The 10,796-nt window shown below is 46.1% G+C and carries 8 protein-coding genes and 1 pseudogene; 7 read left to right on the top strand and 2 right to left on the bottom strand.

What is annotated here, in order from left to right; all coding sequences use genetic code 11:
• Window positions 1-978 precede the first annotated feature (978 nt).
• The 6 genes and pseudogenes from AXFE_RS16705 to folE2 all read left to right on the top strand — a co-directional run bounded on the left by AXFE_RS16705 (window position 979) and on the right by folE2 (window position 6,141).
• Complete coding sequence (locus AXFE_RS16705; protein ID WP_052607056.1) at window positions 979-1,404, top strand: BLUF domain-containing protein; 426 nt, start codon at window positions 979-981, stop codon at window positions 1,402-1,404.
• A 41-nt stretch (window positions 1,405-1,445) separates the two neighbouring features.
• Window positions 1,446-2,675, top strand: a complete 1,230-nt coding sequence (locus AXFE_RS16700) for a GGDEF domain-containing protein (RefSeq protein ID WP_160291918.1) — start codon at window positions 1,446-1,448, stop codon at window positions 2,673-2,675.
• Window positions 2,676-3,630: 955 nt separating this feature from the next.
• Window positions 3,631-4,338 (top strand): annotated as a pseudogene (locus tag AXFE_RS20905) (7-cyano-7-deazaguanine synthase).
• A complete protein-coding gene (queE, locus tag AXFE_RS16690) occupies window positions 4,335-4,970 on the top strand; it encodes a 7-carboxy-7-deazaguanine synthase (RefSeq protein ID WP_052607054.1) in 636 nt (211 codons plus the stop codon). The pseudogene AXFE_RS20905 and the gene queE overlap by 4 nt, the downstream one beginning before the upstream one ends.
• On the top strand, window positions 4,970-5,326 hold the full coding sequence (queD, locus tag AXFE_RS16685) for a 6-carboxytetrahydropterin synthase QueD (RefSeq protein WP_052607053.1): 357 nt from the start codon (window positions 4,970-4,972) through the stop codon (window positions 5,324-5,326). Before queE ends, queD begins: the two co-directional genes overlap by 1 nt.
• Window positions 5,326-6,141, top strand: a complete 816-nt coding sequence (folE2, locus tag AXFE_RS16680; protein ID WP_052607052.1) for a GTP cyclohydrolase FolE2 — start codon at window positions 5,326-5,328, stop codon at window positions 6,139-6,141. Before queD ends, folE2 begins: the two co-directional genes overlap by 1 nt.
• A 660-nt stretch (window positions 6,142-6,801) precedes the next feature.
• Here folE2 and AXFE_RS16675 read toward each other — a convergent pair.
• The gene (locus AXFE_RS16675; protein ID WP_052607051.1) at window positions 6,802-7,581 is read right to left on the bottom strand and encodes an SDR family NAD(P)-dependent oxidoreductase; all 780 of its coding nucleotides are present in this window, start codon (window positions 7,579-7,581) and stop codon (window positions 6,802-6,804) included.
• 1,016 nt (window positions 7,582-8,597) lie between these two features.
• On the bottom strand, window positions 8,598-9,407 hold the full coding sequence (locus tag AXFE_RS16665) for a hypothetical protein (protein WP_052607049.1): 810 nt from the start codon (window positions 9,405-9,407) through the stop codon (window positions 8,598-8,600).
• An 848-nt stretch (window positions 9,408-10,255) separates the two neighbouring features.
• Between AXFE_RS16665 and AXFE_RS16660 the strand changes: the two genes are divergently transcribed.
• The coding region (locus tag AXFE_RS16660) for a transposase family protein (protein WP_160291917.1) at window positions 10,256-10,796 on the top strand (541 nt) is incomplete at its 3' end.

Raw genomic sequence — 10,796 nt, 5'->3', positions numbered from 1 at the left:
TGAGTAACGAAATCCCGTTGCGTCACGATAGCGTCACGGTAGCTTGTCCGGTTTGNCATAGTGATTTCTTAGTATCGGGTCGTAAGACCTACTGCTCAGAGCGTTGTAGAGCTAGTGCTTATCGAACTCGACGCAACAACAGCCAACTCAAGGTACCTGTTGTAGGTAAGAAACAGCCGCTAAAGCCAATCACTGTATATGAGTGTGATATCTGCGGGGAGCGAGCCCTCGGGGAGCAACGCTGCGACGAATGTCAGAAATTCATGCGTCGTGTTGGCTTTGGAGGACTGTGTCCTCATTGTGATGGAGCAGTTGCCTATGACGAGCTAACCGTTGGTTAAGCGAATCTAACAAAACTAAAGATCAGGCCATCTTTAGTGAGCGGTGGACGCCTGCACGCTTGCCTCGCAAATAATCTGACACATGTGAATAAGCGCTTCGCGTTTACATGCAGGTGCCAGATCTCGACCACAGGGCCCACCGCTATCGCTACTACCGATAAACAAATAATAAAAAGAAGGGTAACTGGTTCCGAAACTACCCATTGGGACCAGTTACCCTTCGTGCTACTCCTGGCTTAGAGTTGTCCGTAATCCTCAGAAAAGCGAAAGACAACTTTCTAATCCAACAACGAGAGGACTATGGACAAATAAATATCAAAAAGACGAGCCATTTAGGCATTAATTAAGGGACCTTCTAGCCTGACATCTACCAGGATTGAGGTAACTTAGAGATAGGTTAAAGGGATCAGGAAAGTCTGGTCCAAAGACTTCGGTACAGTGGTCCAAAGATACTGGTGCTGTGGTCCAAAGATTCTACCAATAGTGGTCCAGAGAATCGGAATAGTCACCTGTCCCGACTTTAGTCTTTAGATATCTCTATCGATAATACTTTATGTGAGTTTTAGCCCGCTTCTCACGAGGCTGGGACTTTTGCCTAAGCGCTTGCGGTCCGTTCTCAGGTTGACAAAGAGGTAACGTGAATAGATTGATTTACTGCAGTCAGGCAACTCATGGTCTTTTGCCAGAGGAGTTAGTTTCGCTGCTCGAGATTGCTAGGAGAAACAACAAACAGAGGGGTTTAAGTGGAATGCTTTTGTACTCAAGTCAGAGTTTTCTCCAATTGATTGAGGGAAATGAAGTTCAGCTTGAGGTGACCTATAGGGCTATCCAGAGGGACAAAAGGCATACCAATCTTCGACTTCTCATAAACCATGCAGTCTCTGAACGAATGTTTCCCGACTGGACTATGGGTTTTGAAGATGTCAATGATGAGCAATTGGCATTGGAGCTAGAAGGATTCACCCCAGCGATTGAGTATCCTTTGGTAAATTCAAATTTAGTAACTAATTCAGTGATTGCCGAAACGCTACTTCGCCTATATTCTAAAAATCGCGAGCGATAATGGATGCTGGCATACCAGAGAGCTGCGCGATGGTTGATGCGGTGCGCAAATCTGTTTTCGAATTTCTAGCTATTTTTGGAGCCGATGGAAAATTTAGGGAGGTCAATTCGCTTCTCGCGCAACTTTTGGGTCTCACTATTGAAGAGGTTGAAGGACGCTCGCTTCTGGATGTGATTCATCCAGATGACATTCCAAGGACTGTTGCCAGCCTATTCGCGCTTGAATCGGGAAAAAATGAGGTTGCATTCGAGACGCGATTTGCTCCCAGCGATGGGGTATTTAGACACATTCAATGGGTGGGAAGACAGTTGTCTGACTCAACTCTTTTTTGGGCAGTTGGACGTGAAACATCCGAGTTTCATAGAGTTCTAGCCGAAAGTCAAGACTATCGGCTTCGATTGGAATTAGCGATCGGTCTCGAAATATCCACCATGTGGGAGTTTGATTTTAAGACTAAGAGGATTACATGGGAGCCTACGATAGCGGCTCTCTTGGGGCTCGCCTTGGAGTTGGTTCCTCAAGATCTTGATCAATTTTTAAATGTGGTCAATCCCAAGGATAGAGCGTTATTGGCCCTGGCAATGGCCACCCTTGAATCAAATGGCTCAATTGAGGTCGGAATTTGGATCGGACAATCCGTTGGTGGTCGCTATCTATCGGTGAGAGGAAAGGTCTTGGACCGAACCCGACGTGGTAAGGCATTGCGTGCAATTGGCCTCTTGATCGATAAGACCGCTGAAAAGGCGATGGAAGAGCGGATGCTTAGCATGGCTATGAGCGATGGCCTTACCGGAATAGCAAATCGGAGATCGTTTGATGGATCCCTCAGGAGCGAGTGGCGCCGTTGCAAACGAGCATTGGATCCAATCACCTTGGTAATGATTGATATCGATAATTTCAAAATGTTCAATGACACCTACGGTCACCTTGTCGGTGACGAAGCAATTCGCGCTATTGCCTCTTCCCTGTTAGCGCTCCTAAACCGGGAAGGCGACTTTGTGGCCCGATTTGGCGGTGAAGAGTTCGCAATGATTCTTCCGGCTACTGATTTTGACGGTGCGAAGAAGGTCGGCGAGAAGATAGTGCGCGAGATCAGAAAGATCAAGCTTTCCCAGGCATCCGATTGGAATTTTAGTGTTTCTGTGGGCACTGCGACCACAACCTCCTTGAAGGATCCAGGTCGATCGGTGGACCTCCTGTCTAAGTCGGATGAAGCGCTCTATGAAGCTAAACATGAAGGCAAGGACAGATGGGTGTCCAAGACGCTTTAGAGGTCAGAATCACACCATAGTAGAGCCAATGTCGTGGTTTTTTCTGTGAGTGTTAGGATCGTTGGCACATTTGCTCAGTTCAAGATTAATGGTTTTTTGGCACCTTAGTGCCACCAAAATCTAGTCAATTCCGGTTTCTCATGGATCGACTTACCCGTGGTAGTCATTTGGTTTAGACGGTAATTGATGATCCTCCATAGCTTTGGGCTCATGAGATCGAAGATGGATACGAGATCGCCACCATGTGGACAAGGACTCGCCATCGTCGTATTATCGTCATGCAACGGGCGATTGGAGTGGAGTTGATAAATAGGAAACCTTCCGACTGTGTTGATTGATGACGAACTTGTGGCGCGCTTTATGCTCACCTTCCCTCTGGGATCTCAGACTTCTAGCTATTCAGGGCCACCATGAGGGGTTATTGAGTTGTGGCTCAATATCACGCGAGCGATCATTGGAATGTGCAATGCGCTTCGCGTTTACGCACAATCCAATAACCTTCGCCCACGAGGTTCTTTTAACGTGCTAGTGCTAAATAAATTTAAGACTCTAAGATCTTGGATCTCTACCTGTTGGGTCGATCGACTTAGAACTACGCAGATAAGCTAGCACTCAGGGCCGACTTATCCTTAGGAGGAGTAGTCCAGATTCTCGCCTCTTGACTAAAGCCTTTTTTGACTCTTGGAATAAGCCTTCATCGTGTTCTTCTACTTCTTGCGCCCTATAGTTGATATTCTATTTTAATATAAGGCATCTCCCTTGACACCTAGAGTCCCCTCTACTATGGAATATGAGCTTTACCCTTCGAAACAGGTACTACTAATACAATGAAAAAAAACTCAAAAGAGCAGAGTTCATTTTTGATATCAAATACTAAGCTGTTACAGCCGTTAGCAATTGTGAGTAATTAGGTGAGATATTTATAGTAACTGAATTTCACGTTGCACACGGGAGGATTTTTGGGCGCAAAGAGCCAGTTATCTTACCTGGTGGATGCCTAGATACTACCACTTGTCTTGTGCTTGTCAAAGCAGACGAATATGAGTGTTGTGGCCAAAGCTTTCAATACGGTCAATGGCTTCAATATGGTCAACGACATTCGGTTGAACTTGAATTTGCTCGTCGTGTAGGTACTTTCTATGCTGTTCTGCGACATGTGCTTGCGAATATTGATCTAAGAGTTTTTGGGGGTTCGGCACTGACTGCGGACATACCCGTCCCTACTGATTTCGGATCTCAAAATCGTACTGAAGACATTCCTGTTACTTACGTACCTGTACGACATACTATTTTTACCTTTGTCCTAGCGTTGGCAGCGACAATTGAGGCCACTAATATCTTTATTGGTGTGAACACCTTGAATTATTCGGGTTATCCGGAATGCAGACCATAGTTCATTAATGCATTTGAGAGCATGGCGAATTTAGCTAGCAAAGCGGCAGTCGAGCGCAGGGCGCACACGGCCATCAACACTCCCTTGATCAAATTAGCAAAGGTACAGATTATCGAATTGGGTATTAAATTGAACGTCGACTATGACATAACACACAGTTGCTACAATCTCAAAGACGATGGAACAATGTGCGGAGTTTGTGACTCTTGTGTATTGAGTGATAGAGGATTTCCTGCACATGGAATGTTAGATCCGGCGGTCCTCAGGTGAGTTACGTCGTTAAGGAAATTTTCTACACATTGCAGGGAGAAGGACATCGAAGCGGGCGTCCTGCGGTTTTCCTTCGATTTGCAGGTTGCAATCTATGGACAGGGAGAGAGGTGAACAGATTGAAGGCCATATGCCAATTCTGCGATACCGATTTCGTAGGTACCGATGGGACTGATGGTGGCATCTATAAGACAGCCCTGGAATTGGGTGATATGGTTGACAGAATTTGGCCCGACAATTTCAGCGACCGTAAATACGTTGTTTGCACAGGTGGAGAGCCACTTTTACAACTCGATGCCGAACTTGTAAATGCTTTACATGAACGCGGTTTTGAAATCGCCATTGAAACGAATGGGACGCAACTTCCTCCGGAAGGTATTGATTGGATATGCGTAAGCCCTAAAGCTGGTGCAGAATTAAACCTTACCTACGGAAACGAACTCAAGGTTGTCGTGCCTCAATCTGGTATTGACCTTGAGTACTTGCGTAAGCTCGACTTTGAGAACTTCTATTTGCAACCGATGGAAAATGAAAACCTTGACTCGAATATCAAGTTCGCGATCGCCTACTGCCTAGAAAACCCTGTATGGAATCTTTCGCTTCAAACGCATAAAATGATAGGAATTCGTTAATGGAAATTTATAAAGAATTTTCCTTCGACTCAGCACATCGCTTGCCCAACCTTCCCGATAGTCACAAGTGTTCACGACTCCATGGCCACACCTTCAAAGTCACGGTCTACGTTCAAGGTGATGTCGATCCCCAGCTGGGATGGGTTCTTGACTTTGGAGACATTAAAGAGTGTGTAAAGCCAATTATCGACGAACTAGATCATCGCTACTTGAACGACATCGACGGACTCGAAAACCCAACGAGCGAAAATATCTCACGATGGATTTTTGAAAAGTTGATTCTTGTGATGCCTGTTTCAAAGATTATGGTGAACGAGACGTGCACTTCAGGATGCATCTACACGGGCCATCCATAATGAGAGATATTCAAGCAGAAAACGACCTCCGCGGCATAGCCCTTGAAGAAGTCGGCATCAATAACCTTACTCTTCCTGTTTCGGTATCCGCTGAATCTGGAACTTTGATATCAACCGTAGCAAAAGTATCCATTGGCGTATCCGTAGCGGAGAATCTTCGGGGTACTCATATGAGTCGGCTAGTCGAGAGTGCAATTATTCACCTTTCTGATTTATCGCCATGTTCAATCGAAGAATGTCACAAAGAGATAGCCAGCAAACTTGATGCAGTTGACACTACCGTACGAATTGAGTTTGACTATTTCATAAATAAAGAATCTCCTATTTCAAAAAAGAGATCGCCAATGAGGTACAAAGTAAATCTAAATTCATTCAAAAGAGACTGTACCTTCATAACGACAGTTGGGGTGACCGTGCGCATAACTTCACTGTGTCCGTGTTCCAAAGAGATTAGCGACTATGGCGCACATAACCAGAGAGGTACCGTCGAAATCGCGATCCAATACCAAGGACCTCCCGGGGCCAAACTGGACCAGGATTTCGGCATAATGGAGTCAATCAACATTGCAGAAGATTGCGGGTCCGCTCCTTTGTATACTCTTGTCAAAAGAAGCGATGAGCGATTCATAACTATGCTCGCATTTGATAATCCCGCATTTGTCGAAGATATTGTACGAAATGCAACTCTAAGATTGAGGCAAAACAATAGTTCTGCATTCATGGTTTCGGCAGTAAACGACGAATCAATTCATGATCATAATGCTTTCGCGTCTTTTGCGTCTTCTGATTGGAACTGGAAATATGGTCGGATGTGAAGGCCCTCTATTAAATTGATCCGCTGCTAATGTGAGCTTTGTATCCATAATGTAGATGGAAGAAATTATCGTGAAGTCCAAAAGGCAGATCCCAGAACAAGTGCGCAAGAAGATCGCCGAAGGGGACAAGATTGATGAAGGACTCGCATTAGGTACATGAACTGGTATGGACAAAGCACCGCGGAGAGCTAACGGAGTAGCTAACCCGTTGGCATCAAAACGTTGAGATAATTATTAAAAGTATCAGAAGTACCAAGGGTTTCAATACGTTTTGTTTACAGTTGATTCAGGTGGGAATTGATTTTTGTTGGGTGACAAGTGCTATTACGAACGAGTAGGAAGATCTTTGATAATCTTGGACCAAAAGCACTGGAATCTTAGCTGATTCGTGAGATTTTACGAACTTTAGCGGGTTTCACGAATGAGATCGGTATCATCAAGCCCAAAGCTAGGTGAGCGGTCATTTCCAAGTGTGATATTCGATAATAAGTACAAGGAATATTTAAGTATCTTTCGCTTGTGGGTTTGGCACCCCATCGGAGCAATCTCCTCCTGAGGTGTCTTCGAGCAAGCACATTTTGGATGGTTGGCCGAGTGTGTTTGTCGTACTTCGATGGTATTGATTGGAATGTTTTTACATTCATCTCTTTGACTTATCGTCTATTTTGCTGAGATATGATGCTCCAGAAGCCATTGATCAAACGTCGATGCCACGATTCGTTCCCCTGTGATCTCTTGTGCCATCTTTGAACAAAGAAAGATGATTGGTCGATCCATTATGGTTGGTGACAACAGCTTTGCCTCTAGTTCAGGAGAGATATCACTTGGAATCATTCCTGTTCGCGTGGCTCCTCCTGGTAGAAGCATGTTGACCCTAATCGGGCTATTGGCGAGATCTTGGGCCATGATGTGGCTCAGTGATTCAGCGCCAGCTCTAGAAGGTCCATAGGGTACAAAACCACTTCTTTTCATGGTTTCATGGTTCATGGAGATATTGACGATACGGCCGTGACCCTGTTCAAGAAACCGCGGTGTGAATTGCGATGCGACGAGAAAATAGCCAGTGAGGTTTGTTGCGATTACGTCCCTAAATCGGTCTGGAGCGACCTCATAAAAGGGCATTGGATTGGTTAAAAAGGAGTGATTGACGCTGATCATTCCAACACCTGCGTTATTCACGAGAACATCTATTGTACCGAATTTATCAAATATCTCATCCGTCGCAGCTGCTACGGACTCTTGATCTCGAACGTCCATTGGCAAAATGTGTGCGTCAAGGTTCTTGGCTCGTCGTTCTTCGACGATTTTTACCAATCGGTTAGATGGGCGTGCCGATAATGCTACCGTGGATCCGGCATTTAGTAGTGCATCGGCCATAGCCAGACCGATACCGCTACTTGCACCTGTGATTACGACTTTGGTGCCATTTAATTCTTCCATAGGGCTAATCCTATTACACGAAGATGATTTCTTCTACCTTCGTTGCCCCTAATCTTTTGGATCACAAGTATCTTTTGAATTCGAAAATGATTATCAAAATCAGGTGCAACATTATTTTTTTTCGATCTCTGATAGATGTGATCACGATGAGTCGATTCGAAAGAGGCCCTGTCGACTTCGACAAGATTAGCCTCTGCTTGATCTATTTTGGCTGACTGATCGAGGTGGCTTCTCAGATTCAGAGCTAATTCAGCGTCCTGTTGAGCTGAGCCCAATCGAACTGAGCCCAATCGAACTGAGCCCGACCTAGTAACGCATGTTTCGGGGGTTCGGGACTAAATCAACTCATAAGGTCAGGGCAAATATTGCTTGGGTGATTCTCTTTAAAACTAAATTTAACTACTCGTCAAAGAGACCGAGAGGGCGACAACCTTTTGCGCGACCACCTTGAATGAATGGGCGCGATGTTGCCCTTACGGAGTGAGGCTCCCTTCTTATTTTTCAACTGATGAGTCGCGCCAACTGCCATGAGTCGCGCCAACTGCCATGAGTCGCGCCAACTGCCATGAGTCGCGAGGAGCTGGGCTAGCTGTGATTGGCTCGAAAGAGGTTTGTTATGTGGTTGAATAGACCAATGGTTCGCATAGGTTTTTTGTCGCGATGTATTGAGTTGACAAATAGTAGCGGTTGCTGGTTTGACGAGAACAACGCCAAGGGCAAACGCCGCAACAGGCACACAGTGGAGAGCATATCGAGCTACTAAATAGACGGCGCGATCTCTACGAGGGAGCTCGCAAATCCAAACCAGGACGGTGGATCTCGGGCAAATGCAGAGACTGGGATCCAGTATCAGAGGTACCTATTATTCCTACGAATAAATCGGTGGGAGATGAATCAAAAGGGAGGCAAAGGGAGGTAGCTTAGATGGTGCGAAAGTGACAACTTCCTTGGCAGGCTCCGCGAGCTGCACCATACTAAGACACCATACCAACGCATTACAGTCCTGCGCGATGCGCTTAGCATATGGGCATACGGTAGCAGTTTTCTATGTTATGAACACTAAAGCCCGCATCCACTAGGATGTGACCCGAAGTGGATGGCCGTCCTCTGGTAATGGCAATTTTGGCGCCAAGTACACGGGCTTGATGTAATCGATTGAAGAGGACGGCTTGATAGCAACCCTGCGATCTAAATTGAGGCAATGTAACGCCGCCGTAAAGGCGAGCGATCTCACCAGTTATTTGGCAATACCCGGTAGAGGCAGGATGACCATCTAGGTAGGCCAGAAACTGAAATTCACTTGAATTATCAAGATTTCGGAGGGTTTCCCTGAGGGAGATATCTATTGTCACTTCGTCAGGGGCGGTTCGACCCCAACCCACAGTTTCAAGAGCAATTGCGTCCCGCAACTTAGCTTCATCATCTACCAACTTCACATCTATATTTACTGAACGCCTCCTTTGAGCGACTATGTCTTCATCAAGATCCCGGGCCAAAACCCAATAGGTGTCGGTGATGGTTCCACCATGGCTTATCAGATAAGCTTCAGTTTCAAGGGGGAGTGTTCCATTGGATACCCACCAATGGATCGCATCTAAGTCCCAGTTGGCAACTTGTGATGAAACTTCACTAAAGACAAGATCGAGTAGTCGCGATGTATTTGACCAAACGACCTGTGCCGCTGGTAGTGTCGGTGAAAGCAGATGCTGAGGATAACGAATAAGTCGATATTCATCGGTCCTAAGGTCCAAAAAGTCATCGTCGAGTCTGGCTTCATCAAGGCCGGAAAGTGCCTCTAAGATCTCTTGCGAAGTCCATCGGCTCATTTGAAAGTCCTTTTCTATAATCTCTAAGGCCGCTTATGCTGAGCTGCGATCCACCAGCAAACGAACATTTCGAGTGTTGGTTTGGAGTTGGCGGATGATTACTGAGGGTTGAGATACCATTGTATCTTGCTCCCTTATTTCTTGACCAAGTTGCTTTGCAACGTGCCGCTAAATCATTCGATCGAAGACATTGATAGCTCTAACCCGATACTCTTAAATTGTAAAGTAGGAAGCTTGATGTCAGGTAAATTACATGGTCAGGCCAGGTTATATTTCGAAGGTAGCCTCATTACGACTGTGCGACCTAGATGGGTTTCACTAGCTTTTGGGAGCAACGGCAAATTACTGCGGTTTTATCGTTCGATTGAATTTCGCAAGTGCGTATCGAGCTGAGTCCTAGGAGACAATTGCTTAAGTAGATCTTTACCCGTTTTGGATTTAAAGCTCCGCACTTAATGCTAGATAAGGCATAGCAAGCGTACTCCGAGTCAAAGAATACCACCCGAAAGAGTTGATTTTCGAATTGTGCAATTGTCTCCTAGCTGAGTCCTACTACGCGACATCGAGCGAGTCCAAGACCTTCCAGGCCCGAAAAACCCCAGGCTCAGATACACGTAATTCGAGGTGCTATCTCCGCTTTGATTGCGAGCACCTGCTTGGGTTAGAGTCAAATGTGCTCAATTGCCTACCGATACATCTTGTTTGTGTAATTGAACCACAAAACGGGGACTTCGGATTTAAGTGGGGAATTTAGTCAGGTGTAGCCACGCACCAGGGGTGAGTTTGGGAGGGTCACAGGGGCTCTGCCAGAATGGGATAGTTCAACAACTCATCACTGGAGGGCCCCTGTGGAAGAAAATCCTATTCGAATTGCCGAGATCTTGCTCGATCTTATGGATGTCAATTTGATTGGCATCGAGGATCTGGGTGACCAAGGTTCAAAGACACCCCTTCGGGTCCATATCGAGTGTCGAGGCGAACGACCAAAATGCCCAGTATGTAATGGGATGAGTTATTCCAAGGGAGGCTCACTAGTAGAGCTGATTGATCTACAAAGCTTTGGCCGTGCCGTCAGACTCATCTGGCACAAACGCAGGTGGGAGTGCAAGGATGGGAACTGTTCCGCCCCGTCGTGGAGTGACGTGGACACTAGGATCGCAGCTCCAAGACTCAAGCTCACCGATAGGGCAGCTAGATTCGCAACCCGAGTGGTTGGTAGAGATGGTCGATCGGTGTCATCGGTAGCCAGAGAGCTCGATTGTGATTGGCACACGATCAATGACGCTGTCATTGCCTATGGGACTCCCCTCGTAGAGGATCCAAGTCGCTTTGGTAAGGTTCGTGCACTCGGATTAGATGAGACCTTGTTTTGTCGCGAGGGTCGCTATC

The sequence above is a fragment of the Acidithrix ferrooxidans genome (assembly GCF_000949295.1).
GTDB lineage: Bacteria > Actinomycetota > Acidimicrobiia > Acidimicrobiales > Acidimicrobiaceae > Acidithrix > Acidithrix ferrooxidans.
This window is presented reverse-complemented; position numbering and strand designations above follow the sequence as displayed.